Origin of the sequence: uncultured Lactobacillus sp. (genome assembly GCF_948948975.1) — a bacterium.
Lineage (GTDB): Bacteria > Bacillota > Bacilli > Lactobacillales > Lactobacillaceae > Lactobacillus.
Genome location: NZ_CARBVX010000012.1, coordinates 39,592 through 63,690 on the forward strand (window position 1 = coordinate 39,592; position 24,099 = coordinate 63,690).

Sequence of the window (24,099 nt, forward strand, 5' to 3'; positions counted from 1 at the left end):
GGATTTTTATGGAAAATAAAGAACTGCAAGGGTTAACCGATGCCCAGGCAGAAGAGCGTCTTAAAAAAGATGGTCTAAATGAAGTTCCCGAACCTGAATTTAATTTCTTTAAAGAATTTATGTCCAAATTGTGGAACTTATCAGCCTGGATTTTGGAAGCAGCCTTACTATTAGAATGTATTTTAGGTAAATGGATCCAGTCGCTATTTGTTTTATTAATGCTTTTATTTGCCGCATTTAATGGAGCGACTCAAAAGAAAAAATCTCGTAGAGTTTTAAATACAATTTCTCATGAGTTAACGCCAACAGTGTCTGTAAAAAGAAGTGGGAAATGGAAACAAATAAATTCAAAATTCTTAGTTGTCGGAGACTTAATTAGCTTAAAACGTGGAGATGTTTTAGCGGCGGACGTAAAAATTGCTCAAGGACAGATTACAGTGGATGAAAGCTCAATTACTGGCGAATCAAAAGCCATTAAAAAATCTGTTGGTGCTACTGCCTATGCCGGAACTACCGTAGTGGATGGAGATGCCTTAGCAATAGTAACTGCAACAGGAAGCAATTCCCGTTCCGGAAAAACTATTAATCTAATCAACAATTCTGCTGCTCCTGGTCACTTGCAACAATTGTTAACCAAAATCATCTATTACCTATGTCTCTTAGACGGTGTATTAACTCTAATTTTAGTAATTGCGGCATTGATTCGTGGACAGAATGTCATTGAGATGTTGCCTTTCTTAGCGATGATGTTTATTGCCTCTATTCCGGTTGCTATGCCATCTACCTTTGCATTATCTAATTCTTTTGAGGCAACTCGGCTAAGTAAAGAAGGTGTCTTAACATCAGACTTAACAGGTATTCAAGATGCTGCCAACTTAAACTTACTGCTACTTGATAAAACTGGAACAATTACTGAAAACAAGACAGCTGTCTCTCAATGGGATAATCTAAGCAGTCTTTCAAATAAGAAAGTTCTTGCTCTAGTTGGGGCAGCTACTGATAAACGTAGTCCAAGTATCATCGATTCTGCAATAGATGAATATCTTAAAGAAAAAGGCATTACCCCTGATACTCCAGAAAAATTTATCCCCTTCACATCTGATACTGGATATTCAATGGCTACCGTTGGCAGCTACAATATTAAGTTAGGTTCTTTTAAACAACTTTCTTTAATAGATAAAAATGCTGATAAGGAAGTTAAAAATATTGATTTCACTGCTGGTCGTTCAGTTGCAGTTCTAATTAATGACAAACTTGCCGGAATATTTATTTTACGTGATAAAGTTAGGTCAGATTCAAAGAAAGCTTTAGAAGAGCTTAAAAAGCGTGGAATCAAACCAATTATGTTGACTGGAGATAACCGTAGAACTGCTGAAGCCGTGGCTAAAGAGGTTGGTTTAAAAGGAAAAGTTATTTCAATCCATGATTTCAATGATAAAACTGATATTAATGATTTAGCCGGAATTGCTGATGTTTTACCAGAAGATAAGCTTAAAATGGTTAAACTATTCCAAAAAGATGGCTATATTGTGGGGATGACTGGTGACGGAGTTAATGATGCTCCTGCATTAAAGCAAGCTGAAGTTGGAATTGCCGTTTCAAATGCTGCTGACGTTGCTAAACGAAGTGGTAAGATGGTCCTTTTAGAAGATGGTTTAACCCCTATTGTTAAAATTCTGGACGCTGGTCATCGAGTTTATCAAAGAATGACAACCTGGTCATTGACCAAATTATCTCGGACTGCCGAACTAACAATGCTTTTAACATTTGGTTACTTATGCTTTAACTATATTCCAATGGCATTAAATGCAATGGTAATTTATACCATTATGAATAACATGGTAACTATGATGATCGGAACAGATAATACGCATATTACCTATAAACCTGAAAGTTGGAATATGCTTAAATTAGCTAAGATCGCTTTCTCTCTTGCTGCAGGATGGACCGCAATTGGTTTCAGCTTTGTTTGGTACCTTGTATCCCAAAACTATGCTCAAGGAACTGTTTCTACGATGGTTTATGTCTATCTAGTTTTAAGTGCAATGTTGATTGTATTAATTACTAGAACTAGAAAATTTTTCTGGCAGTCAGCCCCATCAAAATCAGTTGCTATAGTTCAAATTATTGATGTCTTGTTAACTTTTGCTTTAGCATTATTTGGTTTAGCTATGACTCAAATTAGCTTTGCAAATCTTGCCTTAACCATAATTGTGGCCTTAGTTGCAGCAATTATAATTGATTTATTCTATCAACCAATTATGAAAAACAAGTAATAAAATATACTAAATCCATAGAAAAATAGGTTACTTTGATATGTTTATCAGAGTAACCTATTTTTAATAAGCTTTAGTTTTTATAAGTTTCCTTAATAAACAGCACACAAACTGCTGCTAAAATACCCGAAATTCCTGCAGTCAACATCATTGCTGGCATTGAATAATTCATTAGTGGAAATAGTATAAAACTTAATAATGAAGCAATTATTTGAGGTAAGCAAATGGAACAATTAAATAAACCTAAATACGTCCCCATGTGTTTGCCGGATAAGGCATTAGAAACCATAGTTAGGGGATAAGTGTTCATAGCTGCCCAAGAAATTCCAATTAAAATAAATGACACAATCAAAATATTTTGAGAATGGACAAAGAAGATAGAACCATATCCTATTGCTCCTAACAATAAACTAATACCATATCCAAACTTATGATGGTCATTTGGCACCTTTGCCAAAACATATGACCATATCACTGCGGCAATTGATTGAACAGCTGTTAAAACCCCAAACCAGTTTCCGGCTAATTGATAACCAGCCGAAGATGGGTCGGTTACTTTCCAAACATTTTCTGCAATTGCACCTGTAGCATAAGTTGATAAATATTGGAATGAAAACCAACAAAATAATTGTACTAATGAAACTTGCCAGAAAACTTTAGGTGCCTTTTTTAACAGTCCAAACCAGTTTCCACCTTCTTTGTTATCTTCTTCTTTAATACCATGATAACGAGCATAAGTTTTTGGATCATATTCATGAACTTTTGTTACGGTTAACAAACTTGTAATGACAAGTATTGCAGCTCCTACATAAAATGAAATTACAACTGATTGAGGTACTATACCCTTTTTAGCAGTGTTAGCAACTCCTAAAACCGTTAATAGAAATGGGAAAAATGCTGCAATTACTGCACCTGAGTTTGAAAGCATACTTTGGATACCATATGCATATGATTTTTGCTCATCATTAACCATATCACCAATCATCATTTTAAATGGTTGCATAGCCATATTTGCTGCTACATCTAAAATTGCAATTGCAATAGCTCCAAATACTAATGCTTCAATAGAGCCATATCCTAAGCCTAAACTCCCAATGTTTGGTAAAAATAACATCATAATCACTGCAAAGATCATCCCAATTAACAAGTAAGGTAATCTTCTTCCACCAAGTTTTGGAGCCCAAGTTCGGTCAGAGAATGATCCAATAGCTGGCTGTACCACTAACCCAGCCAAAGGCGGTAAAATAAAGAACCACCCTAACTTCGTTGGATCAGCTCCTAAGGTTTGAAAAATTCGACTCATTTGTGATGTTTCAAGAGTAAAAGCAATTTGAATACCTAAGTAACCAAAATTAATCATCCAGATCACACTTTTTGCAAGTTCTGGTAATCCAGATACGTTGTTATTTTCATCCATAATTTTCTCCCTCACTTTTTAGCTAAGCGCTTTCAATAATTTTATATTAAGCAAGAGTGAAAATGCTTTCAATACAAGATTAATTGTTACCGGTAACTAAATACATAAAAATGCTGATACCATTACAAAAAAGTAATAACTATCAGCATTTCTAAATTTATATAAGTAAATCTTCTTATATTCTTTTATATTCTAAAAAGTCGTAATCAAATTTATTATTTTCATCTGGATGATGACTTTCGGAATTTACTAATTTAAAGTCTTCATACTTTAGTTCCGGCATCCATGTATCACACTTAAATATATGGTGAATTTTTGTCTTTTCAAGAATATCTACCTCATCCTTAAATTCTTTAAAAACTTCAGCACCCCCAATAATATCAATTGTTTCTTCAGTGTGATCTTCGATCCAATTTTTCAACTGTTTAATTTGTGAAAAAACTTTAACTCGTGAATTATCTTGATATCTACGTTGCAAAATTGGATTAGTAGAAAGGACGATATGTTTTCTTTTAGGAAGTAATCCTGGAAAACTATCAAATGTTTTTCGTCCCATAACGATAATATGATTACTAGTCAGCTTTTTAAAATGTTTTAAATCAGCGGGCAAATGCCAGGGCAAAGCACCCTGGTAACCAATACGTCCATCTTCATCTTCTGCCCAAATAAATCTAATCATTGTTCTTTCCTCAACATTTAAACGGCTACCGGTGCCTTAATAGTGCCATGATGCCGGTAATTAATTAACTTGATATCTTTCATTTCAAAATCCTGTACTAATTTTTTATCCGGATTTAGCCAAAGCATAGGAGCGTCATATGCAGATCGACTCAGTAATTCTTTAACTTGGTTAAAGTGATTTTTATAAATATGAGCATCCCCTAAGGTATGAATAAATTCACCCGGCTTTAAACCAGTTTCACGCGCGATTAAATTCACTAGTAAAGCATAACTCGCAATATTAAACGGTACACCTAAAAACATGTCACCTGATCTTTGATACAGCTGTAAACTTAAACGCCCGTCATTAACATAAAACTGAAACAAGACATGACATGGAGGCAAAGCGGATGTTGGTACATCTTCTGGATTCCATGCGCTAACAATTAAGCGACGAGAATAAGGTGTTTTCTTAATTTGATCAATTACATTTTGAATTTGATCAATAAAGCCACCTTCACGCTTCTGCCAATGTCTCCATTGAGCGCCATAGACATCTCCCAAATTTCCATATTTTTCTGCAAAAGTTTGATCTTCCAGGACTTTTTGATCAAACTTTTGCATTTCTTCTTGATATATCCTTTTAAATTCTGGGTCTTGTTGACTTCTTAGGCCAAAATTAGTCATATCTGGCCCCTGATACTCATTACTCTCTACCCAGTTTTTAAAAGCCCATTCATCCCAAATATGGTTATTGTGTTCTAGCAAAAAGCGAATATTAGTATCTCCTCGTAAAAACCATAACAATTCGCTCTTAATAAGTCCAAAAGGTATTTTTTTAGTAGTTAAAATAGGAAAACCATCAGTTAAATCAAATCTCATTTGGGCTCCAAATAAGCTTCTAGTCCCTGTTCCGGTTCTATCTTCCTTGTCGTGCCCTTCACTCATTATCCTGCTTAGTAAATCTAAATATGGTTGCTCTAAAGTTGCCATTTTATTTCTTCTTTCTATTCCGCATCTTCATCTTAAAATACCATATATTTTGTATCTTGGTAAATACAAACACTATATTTTGTGCATTCAGTGATATGGTAGAATTATATATTATAAACTTTGGGGGAATTATAATGATTTTAACTTGGGATATAATTAGAAGAATAATCGAAATCCTTTGGTTAATTAATGTTGGTCTAGCAATTTGGACAGTTTTTCGTAGTCATCGTGATATTGCTTCTACTTGGGCATGGCTCTTGATTTTGTCTATCTTCCCTTATGTTGGGTTTGTTTTATATTTATTTACTGGTCGACAATTATCACATGATGATATCTTCTCAATTGAAACTGAACAGAAAAAAATTCGAGACCATTTTCTTAATGAACAAAATAGGCTATTAAGAATCCATGACTTACTACCAAGTAAAGCCCAGAATCCACGTGCAAGACGCTTAGTAGAACTGAATCTAAATAATGATGATGCACTTTTAACTTTTAATAATGAAGTCGAGACTTTTATCGACGGACAAGTTTTATTTCCAAATCTTATAAAAAATATTGATGAAGCAAAGAGAACCATTAATGTAGAATTTTATACATTTTATGATGATCAATTAGGAAATCAGGTCTTACAATCTTTAGAAAAAGCAGCCAGTCGAGGCGTTAAAGTTAGAGTTTTATATGATGCAAGCGGCTCTCGTGGTACACGACCATCTTTTTTTAAAAAACTTCGTCAACTAGGTGGAGAAGCTCAACCTTTCATTTCAACAGCTGGAAACCGTCTTTTTACTACTCCTCGTGCTAATTATCATTTACACAGAAAATTGGTAATCATCGATAATGAAATTGGATACATTGGCGGCTTCAATATTGGTGATCAATACATTGATCGAAGTAAAAAGTTTGGACACTGGCGTGATACACACCTACGCGTAGTAGGACAAGCTGCCCTATTAATGGAAATTCGTTTTGCGATGGATTGGAATACCAGCTGTCGTAGATCTCACCTTCCGAAATATAATATTGACAGCTTAGTAGAAACATTTGAATTAAAAGTAGTTCAATCTAAAGACTTGGTGCCAATGCAAATTGTTTCCTCCGGACCAGACAATAGTCATTTTGGTATTCGGCGAGCTTATGAAGAAATAATTGCTCAGGCAGAAAATTACGTCTACATTCAAACTCCTTACTTAATCCCGGGTGATTCAATCTTAGAAGCTTTAATCATTGCAGCAAAAAGTGGAGTTGACGTACGAATTATGATTCCCTCTATGCCAGATCACCCCTTTGTCTACCGGGCAACTGAATACTATGCAAAATACCTAGTTAATCAGGGGGTTAAAGTTTACAAATATGATAATGGTTTTATTCATGCGAAAACTATTGTTAGTGGATCTAATATCGCTTCAGTTGGATCCGCAAATCAAGATTTCCGTAGCTATCAACTAAACTTTGAAGTAAATGCTTTTACCTATAGTTCCGCTCTCGCCAAGGAAATAAAAGAAATTTTTGAAGAAGATTTAAAAGAATCGACTTTACTCACAAAAGAATACTTTGAAAAGCAATCTCATTGGCGTAAATTTAAACAATACTTTTCAAGATTGCTATCACCAATTTTATAAAAAGAAAGAGACATACTTAGCTTTTTTAGCTGAGTATGCCTCTTTTTCTTATTTATTCTTCTTCATCAATTACAGTAACAGATTTTCTTTCTTGATATGAATAATATATCCAAGCAATAATACCAAATGCTACAGGTCCAATAGCAGTCCAGAATGAAGTTGCATAATCTCCAGTAAATAATGGCTCAATACAAGTAAAGACAATTCCTATTGCTACTACTAGCCCAACAACAATTGTTACAGCCCACACACGTTTTTTGCCCTCAATAAAGATAAATGGACGATCAATATCTTTTTTCATCTTAAAGAATGGATATGCACCAATCAGGAATAAGTATGGGGCTGATGAAGAAACATTCATCATATCCATTAAAATAGTATAGAATTGACCTGCTGCGTTACCACCAAAGGAAATAAATAAAATAATAACACTAACAATAACAGCTTGAAGCCACATTGAACGCTCTGGCATTCCGTGTCGATTTAATTTAACCAAGGATTTAGGTAAAAGTTTTGGATCACAGCCTTCAATAAATGACTTAACAGGTGAATAAACCATTAAAAATGCTGCTGAAATCCCTGCCAAAACGTCAGCTAATCCAGCAAAACGGGAAAAAGTGGATCCGAGAGCTAATGATGCGGAATGAGATAATCCAAATGCTTTACCAGTTTCAACTCCCAAATTGTTAATTAAAACATATTCAACATTAGCCAAATCAACATTCTTGCCACTTAACTGACTACTCCAATTAGCAGCTACCCCACACATCAAAATATTTAAAACATATAGAGCCGTCATCCAAATCATTGCAGTAATTAAAGCCTTAGGAAACGTTTTTTCAGGTTTATCTACTGAATCAATTACACCAGCAGATGTCTCTAACCCACCATAAGCAAACAAAGCATAAACAATGAAAGACACAATGGCAATTGGAGATTGGAAAGCCGGATTAGGTGAATGAACTAGTGATTGAACTGTTAAAGGTTCTGCTAACTTTCCATGATTCAAAAAGAATACTAAAATTGATACCAAAGTAAAACCAATTGTAATGGCTAAAGTAAAAAAGCCTCCAACGTTACTTACAGCTGCAATCTTATCAACACCTTTAGCAGCAAAAAATGTTACGACTACTAAGAATACTACTTCTAAAATTCCTAAAAGTTGTGTTGATGTCAAATTTAAAAAGTGCCAGCTTTGAGTAGTATCATGACCCGAAATTGCTGTTGAGACTGATACTAAGAAAAACTGTGTCGATGATACAAGCCAAACTACCCAAGCAGCTAACCAAATAAAAGTACCGATAAAGGCTGTTTTTTCACTAACTGAGCCTTTAAGCCAAGAAAAAATTCCCCCCTTAACCCCTTTAAAAGCTGCACCATATTCGGCAAAAATTAAAGCTGATGGTAAAAAGAATAAAATTGCGGTTATGATATACCACACAATACTTGCATAACCCATTTGGTAATAGGCTGTCAAAGAATTACTAAAGCCAAAAATAGCTGAAAAGATCATCAAAACTAGACTCTTTAGTCCAATTTTGACTGATTTGTCTTTTTTCATAAAAAACTAAAACACTCCCTCTTTCATACAAACATAACTATTATGCGCTTTTTGTTAAATTAATACAAAAGAGATTAAAAAGAAGCAAAATAAAAAGGAACTCGATTGAGCTCCTTTAAAGAATTAAGCATCGTGGTACTTCACGAGAGAATATATATCTAAATCTGGGAATTGTTCTCTTCCCTTAAGATCAGTTAATTCAATATAAAATGCTGCCCCTACTACTTCTCCACCTAAGTTTTCGATTAATTCCTTAGTTGCGTGAAGAGTACCAGCAGTTGCCATCAAGTCATCACAGATTACAACTTTTTGACCTGGCTTAATTGCATCTTTATGCATTTCTAAGACATTAGAACCATATTCTAAATCATAAGAAGCACTTTCTACTTCGCGTGGCAACTTATGAGGCTTACGAGCTGGTACAAAACCAACTCCTAATTCTGTTGCAACAGGACAGCCAACAATAAATCCACGGGCTTCTGGTCCAACAATTACTTCTGCTCCACGACTTTTAGCATAATCAGCTAATTCATGAGTAGCAGCGCGATATAATTTCCCATCTTGTAAAATTGGGGTAATATCGCGAAAGACGATCCCCTTATTTGGAAAATCCTGTACACTTGCAATGTGTTCTTTAAAATCAATTGCCATTTAAAGAGAAACCTCCATTTTAGACTCTCATTGAAAAATTAGACCGAGCGGTCTTTGACTTGTATATTCTACCAAATTTTTGCTTTAAAATCAGGCTTAAACCGAACTTTTTAACAATTTATAACTAGTAATGATCACTTCAAATATTGCTTAACATAATTAATCAATTGGTTTGATGGCATCGTTCTTAACTGATTAGTAAATTTTATCTGGGATGATACACTGTTGAAATATTTCGAAGCAGTTAGTTTTTTACTTTCAGGATTTTTATTACCGATAATTTTTCCATCAGTGAATGAGACAAAGTTCAATTCAAAAAATACACGTAAAATAAATAAAACAGACTGATAATCTAAGCCAAGATAAGAAGATACAGCCTGATAATCATCAAGACTTAGGTTTGGATGCGCATAAATATATTTTAAAGTTGTACCAAAAACATCTCTACTTGGCAACGTATTGATTGGTAATTGATCAAATAAAAAGCGTAAATAGAGCTGTTGATATTTTTTCTCCAAAGCGATATTTAACTCCATTTGATTACGTGGTGTATCTAGTAAAGCAACCACTTCAGAATTTCCATTATAATCTTTTGCTAGCCTAATCTTTTCTTCTGGAATACCCAATCCATTTCTCGCCCATGGAATAATCTTTTTATCAAAAATCAAATACTTATCAGCAAATCCCATCACATAGTCTTCTTGACGCATATCAATTACTTGATCAAAGACAGCTAATTTGGGAGCGCCATATTCAATTCCAGCTAGCATCCCTTGAACGTTAGAAATATTTTTCCAACTATTAAGAGAGAGAGTAATGTAAAGTTCTTTAATAAAAGGAAGTAATGTTTGATTTAAAAATCCCTTATTAAACCCAACAACTGTAAGCTTCCCCGCATTTTTTTCTGCTGTAAACTTTACATGATTTTTATCTTTTCCCATTTTAAACAGGCTCTTAATATGCGGTTCACTAATACTAAAAATCGGTTCCGGATTACCTGTCCCAAATGGACCAACTAGATTTATCTCAGCTACGGTATCAGGTGTTATCTCTTTTAAATTTAATTCAAAGTCAAAATCTTTTACCTCAAGATCGGTACTTGGTTTAAAACTATCCTCAAAGCGTACTCGTAATTCTTCAAGCTTGTCGGCTTTTAAAGATAAGCCACAAGCAAAATCATGACCACCAAATTTATCTAAAAGGTCATCCTTCAGTGGCTCTAAAGCATTAAACAAATTAAAACCTTCGCTTGATCGACCAGATCCCTTTAGCTCACCTGACTCATCCTTAGTAAGGACAAGAGTAGGTTTATGCAATTTTTCGACCACTTTATTCGCTACAAGACCTAAGACACCTTCATGAAAATCAGGATTATAAATAACTAAAGTATTTCGATGCTGCCATCCATTGTTTTCAACTTGAGCTAGGCAATCTTCATAAACTGTAGTTGTAAGTTCTTTTCTCTCATTATTTAATTCTTCAATCTTAGTGGCTATTTTTTCAGCTTGTTCCTCATCATCGCTTAAAAGTAATTCCACGGCCAAACTAGCATTTGCTAAACGTCCCACAGCATTTAATCTTGGTGCAATATTAAAGCCAACATCTGTTGCCGTAATTTGTCCCATAGTTAGACCCGCTTGTTTAATTAGAGCGCGTAAGCCTGGTCGTTCAGTTTGGTTCAGAATATCTAATCCCCGTTTAACAACAATATGGCCTTCACCAGTAACTTTTACCATATCGCCAATTGTTCCAATCATGGCTAAATCTAACAACTCAGGCATCGTATCCTGCATTAATGCACGGCAAATTCTATAGGCAACCCCTGCGCCACAATAATCATCAAATGGATATTTCTGGCCGGGATAATTACAGTGAACTGTACTGAAGGCTGCTGGTTTTTGATCTTGAAAAGTATGATGATCAGTTAAAATTACATCGACACCATGTTCTTGAGCGTACTTTATTTCTTCAACACCAGTTACACCATTGTCAACAGTAATGATTAACTTAGTTCCATCCTCTACTATCTCTTGATAGCGCGTCATGTTTGGTCCATAACCATCTTTAAATCTATCTGGAATAAAAAAATGAACATCGGCACCCAAAATTTCTAACGTATCCATCATGATACTTGTTGCTGTAATCCCATCAGCATCATAATCGCCATAGATTGTTATTTTCTCGCCATTATCAATCGCTAGATTAATTCGATCAATTGTCTTTTTCATATCATGCATCAAAAAGGGATCTGCTAAATCATTTTCGTCTGCATTTAACCAAAAATCCAATTTTTCTGCAGTATTTATTCCCCTTAAAGCAAAAAGCTTAGCTTGAATATCCGTTAAGCCATAATCCTCAATTAATTCTTGATCTAAATCATTTGCTTGTCTTTGTTGCCATTTCATTATTTTCTTGTTCACCTAAATCATTTATAAACATCTAAGTTTCTATTATAGCAAAAGTTAAAAAGGATTTACTTCCTTTCATTTAAGAAGTAAATCCCTTTATTTAAGTTTGAAAACTTGAAGGTTTTTGTCTGTTGCTGGTTTTTCCGAAATTAATTTTCCTCTAATTGCCCAGCGATTAACTCCACCATCAGCACAAGTAATTAAAGTAACAATATTTTTCTTAGTATTATCAACTAGCCAAACTGCTGTTGGATCGACAATTTTTTTCATATATATTCGATAAACATAAATTTTATCTAGATTAGTCAAATATACTTTTTCGCCTATTTTGGTGCTTTCTAGTGGTGAAAATAATACTCCCTTGGCAGTCATATAGTGTCCCGCTAAAGGATAGTTGCCTTTTCCCATCACTTGGTCAGGTCTCATCGTTCCCCCACCAGTGGACATCGCATCATCGCTTAATCCTTTCATAATTGGTAAGTACATGTTTACACTGGGAACCGCAATCGCACCAATCGCATTCGCTGTATTATTGACACGCGATTTTGTTACTTGACCAAAGTCGATTTCCTCTACCTTAGAAAAATCAAACATTCCTTTTTTCTTTTGATTCTTTTTAACAGTTTCTTTATTTAACTTCTTTAAGGCAGTCGTTTGATTTTGTCTAACCATCATATCTCGAATCTGACTATTGAAAATCATCCCTAATCCGATGATTAATAAAATAATTGCAGCAATTCTAATTATCCAAGTTTTCTTGGAATTATTTTTCTTTGTCTGTGCCATTTTTTCTATTCCTTAATTAATTGATACTGTTATAAATTCTAACACAAATTTAGAAAAAGAATATCAATTACCTTAGCGATAGACTTTACGTAAATTTATATTTTTAACAAAAAAGACGCACCAAAACCCTTGGTACGTCTATAAAGTCACATTATTTACTTACCTTTGATGTCGTCATCGTTCATTTTTAAGACAGCCATAAATGCATCTTGAGGCACTTCTACTCTACCTACTGCTTTCATTCTCTTTTTACCACGACGCTGTTTCTCGAGTAATTTTGCACGTCGATCAGGGTCACCTGTATGAATCTTCCAAGTAACATCTTTACGATATGGCTTAATTGTTGCACGAGAAATAATTTTTGCTCCAATGGCACCTTGAATATCAACTTCAAAGTTTTGACGTGGAATCAATTTTTTCAACATTGTTGTCATTTGACGAGCACGATTTTGTGCTTCTTCACGGTGTGCAATAAAGCTGAGAGCATCAATAGGCTCTTTATTAAGAAGCATGTCAATTTTAACTAAGTCTGTTGCACGATAACCAGTTATTTCATAATCAAGGGATGCATAGCCCTTAGTTGAAGATTTTAATTCATCAAAAAAATCATAAATAATTTCAGCTAGTGGCATATTGTAAATAACATTTACTCGATATTTATCTAAGTAATCCATAGTTACAAATTCGCCACGTTTTCGCTGACATAATTCCATTACTGGTCCTACAAAATCATTCGGCACCATAATTTCTGCTTTAACATAAGGTTCTTGAACTTCCTTATACTCACCAGCATCAGGTAAATCAGCTGGGTTATCAATCAATTTAGTTGATCCGTCGTTCATAATAGCATGATAGTCTACACTTGGTGCAGTCATAATTAAATCCATGCCAAATTCTTGCTCGAGTCGTTCTTGAACAACATCCATATGAAGCAAGCCTAAAAATCCACACCGAAAACCAAAGCCTAGTGCTTGAGATGTTTCAGGTTCAAATTCTAAGGCAGCATCATTCAATTGTAACTTTTGAAGTGCTTCTTTTAAATCATCATACTTTTGATTATCAACTGGATACATACCAGAGTATACCATTGGTGGAATTTGACGATAACCAGGAAGTGGCTTTTCAGTCGGATTTTCAGCACTAGTAATAGTATCACCAACACGAGTTTCACGAACCGACTTGATGTTAGCAGTTAAATATCCTACATCTCCGGCAATAAGCATATCTTTTTTAACGGGATGTGGGCTTGAAACACCTACTTCTGTTACTTCAAACTCTTTTCCAGTATTCATAATGCGAATTTTATCGCCGGGTTTAACAGTTCCCTCTTCAATTCGAACTGATAAAACAACTCCGCGATAATCATCATATTTTGAATCAAAAATCAAAGCTTTCAATGGAGCATTAAGGTCACCATCAGGTGCAGGTACTTTTTTCACAATTTCTTCCAGCAATTCAGGGATGCCTTGACCTGTTTTTCCTGAAACTTCTACTGCATCTGAAGCATCAAGACCTATCATCTCTTCAATTTCGTTTTTACACATCTCTGGATCTGCTGATGGTAAATCGATTTTATTAATAACTGGTAAGATTTCCAAGTCATCATCAATAGCTAAATAAGTATTAGCCAAAGTTTGTGCTTGTACACCTTGAGTGGCATCTACTACTAACAGTGCGCCCTCACAGGCCGCTAAAGATCTTGAAACTTCGTATGAAAAGTCTACGTGCCCTGGCGTATCAATTAAGTGAAAGATATATGTTTCACCATCTTTAGCATGGTATTTTACCTCTACAGAATTCAGCTTAATAGTTATACCACGTTGTCGTTCTAGCGGCATATCGTCAAGTAATTGATTTTTCATTTGACGTTCAGAAACCGTATCTGTTAATTCCAAAATACGATCCGCAATCGTTGATTTTCCATGATCAATATGGGCAACAATTGAAAAATTTCGAATATGTTTTTGATAATCTTGTAATTTTTTTATATCCATGTTCTCACCCTTTTCGCTTTATTAATTATATCAAAGGCCTACGAGTAGATAAAATTCTTAATGCAACATTTTCTAAAAGCAATTATTTATTACAACAAAAATAAAACGCATATCTCACCACTTATAGAGATATACGTTTTCACTTTTATTCTCCGTTTAATTTATCTTTTAAACGTTCAAAGAAATTCTTTTCTTGTGGGGAAATATTACCGCCACCAGCTTTAACGTAATCAACCAAAGCTTCCTTCTGCTTATCATTAATCTTCTTTGGAATAACTACTTTAACTGTTACTTCTTGGTCTCCATTGCCTGTACCATTTATCTTTGGTACACCTTGACCACGCAATTTAAAGTTAGTATTAGGTTGAGTTCCTGCTGGAATAGTTAAATCAACTGGACCATGAACTGTATTTACACGAATTTTATCTCCTAAAGCTGCTTGAGCAAATGAAATTGGAGCTTCCGTATAAATAGTTGTCCCATTTCTTCTAAATTCTTTGCTTGGTTTGACTCTAAATACAATGTACAGGTCTCCGTAAGGACCACCATTCTTTCCGGCTTCGCCTTGACCACTTAAGCGAATCTGTTGTCCATTATCAATACCCGCTGGAACAGTAACTTGAAGAGTTTGTTTTTTATCAACTGTACCCTGACCATGGCAAGTTTGACATGGATGTTCAATGATTGTTCCACGCCCTCCACACTTGTCACACGTAGTTTGTTGTTGAATAACGCCAAGGGGTGTTTGACGGGTTACAGTCATTACTCCACTTCCATGACATTTATCACATGTAATTGGATGAGTACCTTTTTCAGCACCAGAGCCATCACAGGTAGGGCAGACTTCACTTCTAGTATAGGTAATATCTGTCTTTTTTCCTTTGATTGCATCCATAAAATCAATGGTCATCGTATAATCTAAATCTTGTCCTTTTTGCGGTGCAGTTGGATCTACACGACTTCTACCTCCACCAAATGCTGAACCAAAGATATCACCGAAAATATCGCCAAAATCACCAAAGCCTTGAGATGAGTATCCACCTTGGCCGCCAAAACCGCCAAAGCCTTGACCACCAAAACCACCTTGACCATTTACACCTGCTTGGCCAAATTGGTCATACTGAGCTCTTTTCTGTTTATCATGGAGAACCTCATATGCTTCATTTACTTCCTTGTATTTTTCTTCAGCACCAGGTTCATGGTTTAAGTCTGGGTGATATTTTTTTGCTAGTTTGCGATATGCCTTACTAATATCACTTTCACTAGCATTTTTATCAACACCCAGCACATCATAATAATCACGTTGTGCCATCTGAAAACTCCTTTATTCATAAAAGAAAAGAACTACAATCACGCAGTTCTTTTCTTGTTTGATTTAATTATAAAACTTTTTACTTATCAGGGTCTACCTTATGAAAGTCTCCATCAACAGTTGAACCACCTTGACCGTTGTCTGAGCCATTATCATTGTTTGGTTGACCACCATTTTGTGGACCTTGAGCACCACCATTTTGTTGGTAAAGCTTAACAGCTAAATCTTGAGCAGCCTTTGATAAAGCTTCTTTCTTTTCTTTCATTTCATCCAAGTTGTTGTCTTTTTGAGCCTTCTTCAAAGCATCTAAAGCATCTTGAACATTCTTAGTTTCAGTTTCAGGAACTTTACCCTCAGTTTCCTTTAAAGTCTTTTCAGTAGTAAAGATTAATTGATCTACTTCGTTACGTAAATCAACTTCTTCCTTACGCTTTTTATCTTCTTCAGCATGCTCTTCAGCATCCTTTTGCATCTTCTTGATTTCTTCATCTGATAAACCAGAAGAACTCTTAATGGTAATCTTTTGTTCCTTACCAGTACCCATATCTTTAGCCGATACATTTACAATACCGTTCTTATCGATATCGAAAGTAACTTGAATTTGTGGAACACCACGTGGTGCTGGTGGAATGTCAGTCAATTCAAAGCGTCCTAAAGTCTTGTCATCAGCTGCCATTGGACGTTCACCTTGTAAAACATGAACATCTACTGCTGGTTGATTATCAGCCGCAGTTGAGAAGATTTGGCTCTTTGAAGTTGGAATGGTAGTGTTTCTGTCAATTAACTTAGTGAAGACACCACCCATAGTTTCAATACCAAGTGATAATGGAGTAACATCAAGTAAGACAATGTCCTTAACATCACCTGAGATAACACCACCTTGAATGGCTGCACCTAAAGCAACAGCTTCATCTGGGTTAATTGAGTGGTCAGGTTCTTTTCCAGCCCAATCCTTAACAGCCTTTTGAACTGCAGGAATACGAGTTGAACCACCGTTTAAAATAACTTTATCAATATCATTTACAGTCAAACCTGCATCACTTAAAGCATTGTCAAATGCTACCTTAGTCTTTTGAACTAAATCATCAGTTAATTCATCAAACTTAGCACGAGTTAAATCAGCTTCAAGGTGAAGTGGACCAGCTTCTCCGGCAGAAATAAATGGAAGTGAAATGTGAGTTGAGGAAACACCAGATAAGTCTTTCTTAGCCTTTTCTGCAGCATCCTTTAAACGTTGTAATGCCATCTTATCCTTAGATAAGTCAACACCATTTTCTTCCTTAAAGTTTTGGATTAACCAATCCATAATTCTTTGGTCAAAGTCGTCACCACCAAGGTGAGTATCACCATTAGTTGATAATACTTGGAAGACTCCATCACCTAATTGCAAGATAGAAACATCGAAAGTACCACCACCAAGGTCGTATACTAATACTTTTTCATCATTTTCATCTTTATCAAGACCATATGCTAAAGCTGAAGCAGTTGGTTCGTTGATAATTCTTTGAACATTTAAACCAGCAATTTTACCAGCATCTTTAGTAGCTTGACGTTGTGCGTCGTTGAAATAAGCAGGAACAGTAATAACTGCGTCAGTTACTTTTTCACCCAAATAGTCTTCAGAGAACTTCTTAATGTATTGCAAAATAAAAGCTGAAATTTCTTGTGGAGTGTATTCCTTATCGCCAACTTTAACTTTGTAGCCCTCTTCACCCATATGACTCTTGATCGAAACAATAGTGTTAGGGTTAGTGATTGCTTGACGCTTAGCTACTTCTCCAACTTGGATTTCACCATTTTTAAAAGCAACTACAGAAGGAGTTGTACGGTTACCTTCTGGGTTAGTAATAATTTTAGGTTCTTTACCTTCAAGTACGGCAACAGCAGAGTTTGTCGTACCTAAGTCAATACCAATAACTTTTGACATATATAGAACTTCCTTTCTTATTGAGCCACTACAACCATTGCTGGTCTTAATGTTCTATCTTTATATTGATATCCTTTTTGTAAAACTTTAACTACGCGATCCTTTTGTTCATCATTTTCTGCCGCTACAGTTTGAACAGCCTGATGAAGAGAAGGATCAAAAGTTTCACCTTCGGCCTTAATTTCAGTAATTCCTTGATCTTTCATTGATTTAACTAATGAATCAAGAGTCATCTGAACGCCCTTTTGAAGTTGCTTAGCAGCTTCATCATCAGCCTTAACGGCTAATGCTCGCTCTAAGTTATCCATTGCAGGCAAAACTTCTTTAGCTAAGCTTTGAGATTCATATTTTATTAACTGAGCACGTTCTTTCGCATAGCGTGCTTGCATATTTTGAATCTCAGCTTCACTACGTAAGTATTTATCTTCAAGATCCTTATTTTTAGCAGTTAATTCAGCAATTTCTTTTTCATAATTCTCTGCTGGATTTTCCTTAACTTTCTCTTTCGGAGCTGCTTTTGGATCTTTTTTTGGTGCCTTATCTGGGGTCACCTCGTCCTTTAAATCTTTTTCATGCGGAAACTCTTCTTTACTCACAGCTAACCTCCTTACTTAAATCTACCATAATAATCTAACAATTTCTTTGCTAGTTCATTCCTAAAATACTCGAGTAATCCGATCATCTGCGAGTATGGCATGTTTGTTGGCCCTAGTAGTGCAATTGTTCCTTTACCATATTTACCAACACTATATTGTGCAGTTAATAAGCTGTAATTTTCAAGTAAATCGGATGGTAATTCTGAACCCAATTTAACCTGAACCTTAGAACTAGAATCATTTTTCAGTTCATCTTCAGGATTAAAACCAATTAAACTTGAAAGTGCATCATTTTGATCAATTAACTTATACAGTGATTTTATCTTGGTTAAATCATCATTTTCATAATTACTCAAAAGATTAATTTGACCATCAACATACATTTGCTCACTAGCCGCATCTTTAATGACATCTTGTAAGAGATCCAATATTTCTGGTGCAGATCCACGAGCAATAAGATGATCAGCAATACGCTTGAGTAATACTTCATTAATTGAACTGAGTGATTTTCCAACTAATTGATCATTAATCAATCGAACAGCTTTTTCAATTTCTTCCCCATTAGTATGATGAGGCAAAGTATAAATTTGATTCTTTACATTGCCATCATCAGTTACTAAAATGGCCATCACTTGATGACTAGATATAGGAACAATTCTAAAACCTGTAACTTTTACAGAATGCGTTTCAGGTCCTGCTGCAAAAGCTGTGTAGTTAGTCAAATCAGATAAAATCTTTGCAGCTTCCTGCACAATTTCATTAACTTGTTGAAAGGGTTGGTCTAACTGGTAAACAATTCGATTATAGATAGATGCTGGTATTTTTACTGGATTAATTAAATGATCCAAGTAGTATCGATAGCCAGCAGTTGAAGGAATTCGTCCACTTGACGAGTGTGTCTTTTCAAGTAACCCCTTCTCTTCCAAAACCGCCATTTCATTTCGAACCGTTGCACTAGAGACCTTGACAGGCAGTTGATTCATCACGGTCTTGGAACCTACTGGCTCATGTGTCTGAGTAAAGTCCATAATAATAGTCTTTAAAATAAGTTCTTGCCGTTCAGTCAACATTTTCTCGCCCCCATCATTAGCACTCTTCTTTCTTCTGTGCTAACAATTTATATAATACCATATATTAGCAATTGTGCAAGCAGAGTGCTAAATCAATTTGATTTTTAACAAAAAAGCAACTACTCAGTACTTGCTAAGTTTATTTAATTGGTAGTCTAATTACAGTCTTTAATCGCTCCACTCTAGTTCTTCGCGGATCACTTAAATATATTTCATGATGATAGCGTGGATTTTTTATATCAATTTGATAATTTTTTGACTCGACAAATTTATGCATATTTTCAATTGTCATCGGTTCGTCATCATAGCTACCAATATGCATTTGCTGGACATAGAGACTTTCATTATATTTGAAAAATTTTATTTCCGAGAAATCTTTTTTCTTCTTTTCACTAGCAATTTTAACTGCCCAATTAAATTCTTTAAAAGTAACAAAGTCGGGTAAGCGAATCATTGAAATCCAAGAAAAGTTTTCTTTATGAGCATAGTCGATTTTTAAATAATCTCTCATCCAACAGAGACCTTCAAGAGGTGGAACAACAAAATCAAAATAACCTGAAATTTTGTGTTCCCCTTTCTTACTCATTTTAATGGTATAAGCGACACTATACAGCATTTCTAGAGTATTTCTATATGTTCCATCTTCTTTATTTGGATCACCACTTCCTGAAACTGCTAGATAGTTCATTTCAAGAATAGTTATTAATTCAGATTTCTTTTTTGGAAAATATAAATCTTTATATTCTTTTTTATGATCAAATACCAATTTTTCTCCCCTTTAATTATTTAGCTTCTCCACCTCCTAATTTTATTCGTTTATCTGTAACCTGACTAATAAAATACTTATCATGTTCAATTAATAGCATTGCTGGTTGTTCTTTTCTTAACATGTTAATTAATTGATTCTGATTAAATACGTCTAAATAATTAGCTGGCTCATCCCATAAATATATATCTGCTTCTTCCACCAATGATTTGGCAATCGCTACCCTTTTTTGCTGTCCCATACTCATTTCTTCAATTTTTGTGGTGAAGCTTTCTCTCGGAAAACCCATTCTTCTAAGAACATTTAATAAATTTTCATAAGATATTTTTTCTTTTTCTGCAAATCTAGATAAAGTACCAGAATATTCAATAAAATTTTGTGGTAAATATGATATCTTCAAGCCATTAACAATATCAAGCTTTCCTAGAGAAATCATATTTTTGTCTGGTTTTAAAATATTTTTCAAAAATGTAGATTTGCCAGATCCATTTTTTCCTTCTAGTGCTACAATCCCATGATTTTCAATCGTTAAATTTAAATCTTCAAACAATTTCTTATTTTGGACTGTAAGATCTAAATGCTGCGCTTCTAATAGAGTTCGATGATAGTTGGGATGAAAGTTCATTTCCAATTCAGGAATAGACTCAATATTTGTCATTAAGCCTTTTTTATCTTGAATACTCTTATCCATTCTTCTTTCAAGATTCTTCGACCTTTTCATTATTTTAGCTGCTTTATGACTAAAGAATCCCTTATTAATGAATGCATGGATTTCATTTTTATGAGCGCTTGCTTTTTTATTGTTTTCTGATTGAAGAGAATATCCTTTTACTCGCTTTCTACTTTCGTTCAAACTTCTAATTTGACCTTGAAGTTTTTCATTCTTACCTTGATTAAATTTATCCCGCTTTGTCTTTGTATCTTCATAACTGGCAAAATTTCCCTGATACAAATGAATTTCGGTATTTTCAATTGCTAAGATATGATTTGTTACTTGATTTAAGAAAGCACGATCGTGACTCACCACAATGTAGCCATTAGAATGTCGTTGTAAATAGGCTATAACCTGCATTCTGGAGTCTTCATCTAAATGATTAGTGGGCTCATCAATTAAAGGAAAACCATTTTTATTAATAAAGGATAATGCCAACAAAATCTTAGTCTGTTCTCCACCACTTAAAGAATTAAAAGGCTGCCAAATAAGTTCAGGATCAACTTTCATTAAATTTAATTCACGCTCAAGCTCCCACTGTTCAAATGAAACTTGTTCTTGCAGCGCATATAAAGTTAATTGTTTTTTATCATTAACAGTAAGCGGAAAATAGTTAAATTCAAGTTTAGCTTGTATCTTTCCTGTTCCCCTTAAATTACCTCGTAAAAGATTTAAGAAGGTTGTCTTTCCCCTTCCGTTTCTTCCTACTAAACCTAATTTCCAACTACTATCCAAGTCTAAACTTAAATTATTAAATATATTATCTGAGCTATCTGGATATTTAAAAGAAAGATTTGAAATATTAATATTACTCATATTAATCACCTCACGAAAAAAGCCTACACTTTTGACAAGTGTAGACTTTCTCCTCGCTAAGCAATAATAAAGAAGATCCCATCTACGTTCAATCTTGTCAAAAGTGCACAGTTGTCCTTATAAAAGAAAAATAATTATTAAAATTCAACTATGCTATTTTGCAAGATTAAAAACGCAAGGGCGTAACCTTCTTTCAAATATTAAATTTCAATTGATAGAAATATTCTATCACATAGATTATATAAAAGTAACCCTAAAATTAGTTTTTCAATTTATAAAAATATTGTTTAATATCACGCTTATCCTGATCTAATTGATGTGAAAGATCTTCTATGCCAGAAAATTTTTTGTTTTTACGAATAAATTTATACCAGGCTAAAGTGAGCGGCTTACCATAGGCTTCTTCATTAAAATCAAAAATATTAGTTTCAATTGTTAAACCATGATTTGTTTTGAAAGTTTCATTGTAGCCCACGCTAGTCATAGCATCATGCCATTTTCCATTTATCTTTGCTCTAGTTGCATAAACTCCCTCAGCCGGTAAAACTTTAGAGTCAGAGATTTCAAGATTAGCAGTTGGAAAGCCAATTTTATGTCCACGTCTGAAACCGTGAACAATAACACCAGAAGTTTCATAAGCCTGGCCAAGTAACTCAGCTGCTAATTCAACGTTTCCATGCTGAATAGCTTTTCTAATATAGGTAGAGCCTACTTTTATTTTATCTATTGCTTGTTTTGGCTCCACTACAATTTTAAATCTATCTTTAGCAAACTTAGGAAAATTTTCTACATTAGCAATATCTTTGGGGCCATAAGTATAATCAAAACCCACTACTACTGTATCAGCCTTGAGTTTCATTACCACCTGATCAACAAAATCTTGAGGTGAAAGTTGGCTAAATTCTTTAGTAAATTTAATAATGACTAAGTAATCTACTCCCAACTTCTCCATTTTATGCTCTTTTTCTCGCTCAGTTTCTAAATAGACAAATTTATGATCGTTGTTATAAATTTCTTTAGGATGTTTATCAAAAGTCATTACCATCAATGGTAAGTTCTTTTGTTCTGCTATGAGCTTGGCATCTTTAATGAGTTTTTGATGTCCGATATGCACCCCATCAAAAAAACCTAGCGTTAAGATTACCTTTTTAGTCGTGATAGGTGCAAAAATAGGATAATCTAAGGTTATTACTTTCATTTTTTACTCTCACTATTCATTTTTTAAAAGCATCATTTCAGGACGATAAATTTTACCTTGTCGTTGATAAATAGCCTTTATATGTCCATTATAAACCAAAGCCACCTTAGCATAACTGGTATTCAATTTAATGCTTGCTCCATTTGAAACTCTTTTAAATTGATCTGGCGATATTTGAAGCTGGGGTAAATCTACAAAAAAGCTATCAATTGGTTGGAGCCATTTTTCAGGATACTCTATTTCTTTTTCAATAGTTTCTAACTCTACCGCTTGACTTAAATCAAAACCTGAACTGCTAGTTCTAGTAAGACTGGTCATCACAGCCGGAACTCCCAATTCCTCTCCCAAATCATTTACTAGAGACCTTACATAGGTTCCTTTAGAACAGCGAATGGCGAAATTAAAACTTTCTGTTTTTTCTAGTGGATCATATTCTGGATCTTGAGTTAATTCATAATTATAGATGCTTACTTTTCTTTTTGGACGCTCTACCGGAATATTTTCTCGAGCATATTCATAAAGTCTTTTACCATTAACACGGACAGCAGAATATATTGGAGGAACTTGATCAATCTTTCCAGTAAGTTTCTTCATTCCACTAATAATTTCATCACTTGTAAATGGAGTAACTATCTTTTCTTCTGCAGTGGTTGTTCCATCTAAATCATAACTATCAGTTGCTCTCCCAAACATTCCACTTCCAATATATGACTTTGGCTTTTCATGCATCAATTCAATCAACTTTGTAGCTTGACCAATTGCAATTGGTAATACCCCATTTACTTCTGGATCGAGCGTACCTGCATGTCCAATTTTTCTAATTTGTAAAATTTTTCGTAATTTATAAACACAGTCACTACTTGTTACTCCGCGTGGCTTATTTACTACTACAATTCCATTTAGCATATTTAATCTCCAAAAATAAAAGACGCCTTTCGGCGTCTTTTTCATTTATTTATTTTTATTCTCACGTTCTTGATCTTGCTTCTTGACTTGGTTAATTAATTTATCAATCTTAGAGCCGTAAGCAACAGAAGTATCACGCTTAAAAATCAACTCAGGAACCTTGTAAACAGTTAAAGTTTGACCAAGCAAGTGACGCATCATACCTTTTGCTTTATCGAGTCCTTCAGCTACTTCTTTTTCCTTTGCTGGATCATCTGTCAACATACTGTAATAAACAGTCGCATATGATAAATCATTTGTACATTCTACAGCTGTGATAGTGACATCATTTAAACGTGGATCACGAATATTTTTACGTAATATCTTTGTCAATTCACGTAAAATTTCGCCTTCTACACGACCAATTCTATGTTTCATAATTAAGCTCC

General features: G+C 34.5%; 19 protein-coding genes. 2 read left to right on the top strand and 17 right to left on the bottom strand.

Going from position 1 to position 24,099, the window contains the following annotated elements; translation table 11 throughout:
* Positions 1 to 8: 8 nt before the first annotated feature.
* The gene (locus Q9R40_RS06155) at positions 9 to 2,276 is read left to right on the top strand and encodes an HAD-IC family P-type ATPase (protein ID WP_297938493.1); all 2,268 of its coding nucleotides are present in this window, start codon (positions 9 to 11) and stop codon (positions 2,274 to 2,276) included.
* 73 nt (positions 2,277 to 2,349) lie between these two features.
* On the opposite strand, the gene Q9R40_RS06160 is transcribed toward Q9R40_RS06155, so the two are convergent.
* The 3 genes from Q9R40_RS06160 to Q9R40_RS06170 all read right to left on the bottom strand — a co-directional run bounded on the left by Q9R40_RS06160 (position 2,350) and on the right by Q9R40_RS06170 (position 5,346).
* The gene (locus Q9R40_RS06160) at positions 2,350 to 3,693 is read right to left on the bottom strand and encodes an SLC45 family MFS transporter (RefSeq protein WP_297938490.1); all 1,344 of its coding nucleotides are present in this window, start codon (positions 3,691 to 3,693) and stop codon (positions 2,350 to 2,352) included.
* A gap of 175 nt (positions 3,694 to 3,868) precedes the next feature.
* On the bottom strand, positions 3,869 to 4,372 hold the full coding sequence (locus Q9R40_RS06165; protein ID WP_304676930.1) for a dihydrofolate reductase: 504 nt from the start codon (positions 4,370 to 4,372) through the stop codon (positions 3,869 to 3,871).
* Between the two features lie 17 nt (positions 4,373 to 4,389).
* Complete coding sequence (locus tag Q9R40_RS06170; RefSeq protein WP_297938485.1) at positions 4,390 to 5,346, bottom strand: thymidylate synthase; 957 nt, start codon at positions 5,344 to 5,346, stop codon at positions 4,390 to 4,392.
* A gap of 134 nt (positions 5,347 to 5,480) precedes the next feature.
* On the opposite strand from Q9R40_RS06170, the gene cls reads away from it, so the two are divergent.
* Positions 5,481 to 6,968 carry a cardiolipin synthase gene (cls, locus tag Q9R40_RS06175; protein WP_300594350.1) on the top strand — a complete coding sequence of 496 codons (1,488 nt, stop codon included), beginning with the start codon at positions 5,481 to 5,483 and terminating at the stop codon, positions 6,966 to 6,968.
* A 52-nt stretch (positions 6,969 to 7,020) separates the two neighbouring features.
* On the opposite strand, the gene yjeM is transcribed toward cls, so the two are convergent.
* The 14 genes from yjeM to Q9R40_RS06245 all read right to left on the bottom strand — a co-directional run bounded on the left by yjeM (position 7,021) and on the right by Q9R40_RS06245 (position 24,088).
* Entirely contained in the window at positions 7,021 to 8,529 is a 1,509-nt protein-coding gene (yjeM, locus tag Q9R40_RS06180; RefSeq protein WP_304676931.1) for a glutamate/gamma-aminobutyrate family transporter YjeM, read from the bottom strand.
* Positions 8,530 to 8,652: 123 nt separating this feature from the next.
* Positions 8,653 to 9,180, bottom strand: coding sequence for an adenine phosphoribosyltransferase (locus Q9R40_RS06185; RefSeq protein WP_297938477.1), 528 nt, complete (start codon positions 9,178 to 9,180; stop codon positions 8,653 to 8,655).
* A gap of 134 nt (positions 9,181 to 9,314) precedes the next feature.
* Positions 9,315 to 11,585, bottom strand: a complete 2,271-nt coding sequence (recJ, locus tag Q9R40_RS06190) for a single-stranded-DNA-specific exonuclease RecJ (RefSeq protein ID WP_304676932.1) — start codon at positions 11,583 to 11,585, stop codon at positions 9,315 to 9,317.
* Between the two features lie 99 nt (positions 11,586 to 11,684).
* The gene (locus Q9R40_RS06195; RefSeq protein WP_304676933.1) at positions 11,685 to 12,374 is read right to left on the bottom strand and encodes a class A sortase; all 690 of its coding nucleotides are present in this window, start codon (positions 12,372 to 12,374) and stop codon (positions 11,685 to 11,687) included.
* Positions 12,375 to 12,529: 155 nt separating this feature from the next.
* Positions 12,530 to 14,368: a translation elongation factor 4 gene (gene lepA / locus Q9R40_RS06200; protein WP_087713086.1), complete on the bottom strand. Its 1,839-nt coding sequence runs from the start codon at positions 14,366 to 14,368 to the stop codon at positions 12,530 to 12,532.
* A 145-nt stretch (positions 14,369 to 14,513) separates the two neighbouring features.
* Complete coding sequence (dnaJ, locus tag Q9R40_RS06205; RefSeq protein ID WP_004897148.1) at positions 14,514 to 15,680, bottom strand: molecular chaperone DnaJ; 1,167 nt, start codon at positions 15,678 to 15,680, stop codon at positions 14,514 to 14,516.
* A 79-nt stretch (positions 15,681 to 15,759) separates the two neighbouring features.
* Positions 15,760 to 17,607 carry a molecular chaperone DnaK gene (gene dnaK / locus Q9R40_RS06210; protein ID WP_304676934.1) on the bottom strand — a complete coding sequence of 616 codons (1,848 nt, stop codon included), beginning with the start codon at positions 17,605 to 17,607 and terminating at the stop codon, positions 15,760 to 15,762.
* 17 nt (positions 17,608 to 17,624) lie between these two features.
* Positions 17,625 to 18,203 (bottom strand): nucleotide exchange factor GrpE, encoded by a 579-nt coding sequence (gene grpE / locus Q9R40_RS06215; RefSeq protein ID WP_304676935.1) that lies wholly within the window; start codon positions 18,201 to 18,203, stop codon positions 17,625 to 17,627.
* Between the two features lie 11 nt (positions 18,204 to 18,214).
* Positions 18,215 to 19,273 carry a heat-inducible transcriptional repressor HrcA gene (gene hrcA, locus Q9R40_RS06220; protein WP_297938460.1) on the bottom strand — a complete coding sequence of 353 codons (1,059 nt, stop codon included), beginning with the start codon at positions 19,271 to 19,273 and terminating at the stop codon, positions 18,215 to 18,217.
* A 139-nt stretch (positions 19,274 to 19,412) separates the two neighbouring features.
* The gene (locus Q9R40_RS06225) at positions 19,413 to 20,039 is read right to left on the bottom strand and encodes a GyrI-like domain-containing protein (RefSeq protein ID WP_304676936.1); all 627 of its coding nucleotides are present in this window, start codon (positions 20,037 to 20,039) and stop codon (positions 19,413 to 19,415) included.
* Positions 20,040 to 20,055: 16 nt separating this feature from the next.
* On the bottom strand, positions 20,056 to 21,567 hold the full coding sequence (gene abc-f / locus Q9R40_RS06230; protein WP_304676937.1) for a ribosomal protection-like ABC-F family protein: 1,512 nt from the start codon (positions 21,565 to 21,567) through the stop codon (positions 20,056 to 20,058).
* Positions 21,568 to 21,826: 259 nt separating this feature from the next.
* Positions 21,827 to 22,765 (bottom strand): riboflavin biosynthesis protein RibF, encoded by a 939-nt coding sequence (ribF, locus tag Q9R40_RS06235; RefSeq protein WP_304676938.1) that lies wholly within the window; start codon positions 22,763 to 22,765, stop codon positions 21,827 to 21,829.
* A gap of 12 nt (positions 22,766 to 22,777) precedes the next feature.
* On the bottom strand, positions 22,778 to 23,671 hold the full coding sequence (gene truB / locus Q9R40_RS06240) for a tRNA pseudouridine(55) synthase TruB (RefSeq protein WP_304676939.1): 894 nt from the start codon (positions 23,669 to 23,671) through the stop codon (positions 22,778 to 22,780).
* Positions 23,672 to 23,716: 45 nt separating this feature from the next.
* Positions 23,717 to 24,088, bottom strand: coding sequence for a ribosome-binding factor A (locus Q9R40_RS06245; protein WP_304676942.1), 372 nt, complete (start codon positions 24,086 to 24,088; stop codon positions 23,717 to 23,719).
* Between the last annotated feature and the right edge of the window lie 11 nt (positions 24,089 to 24,099).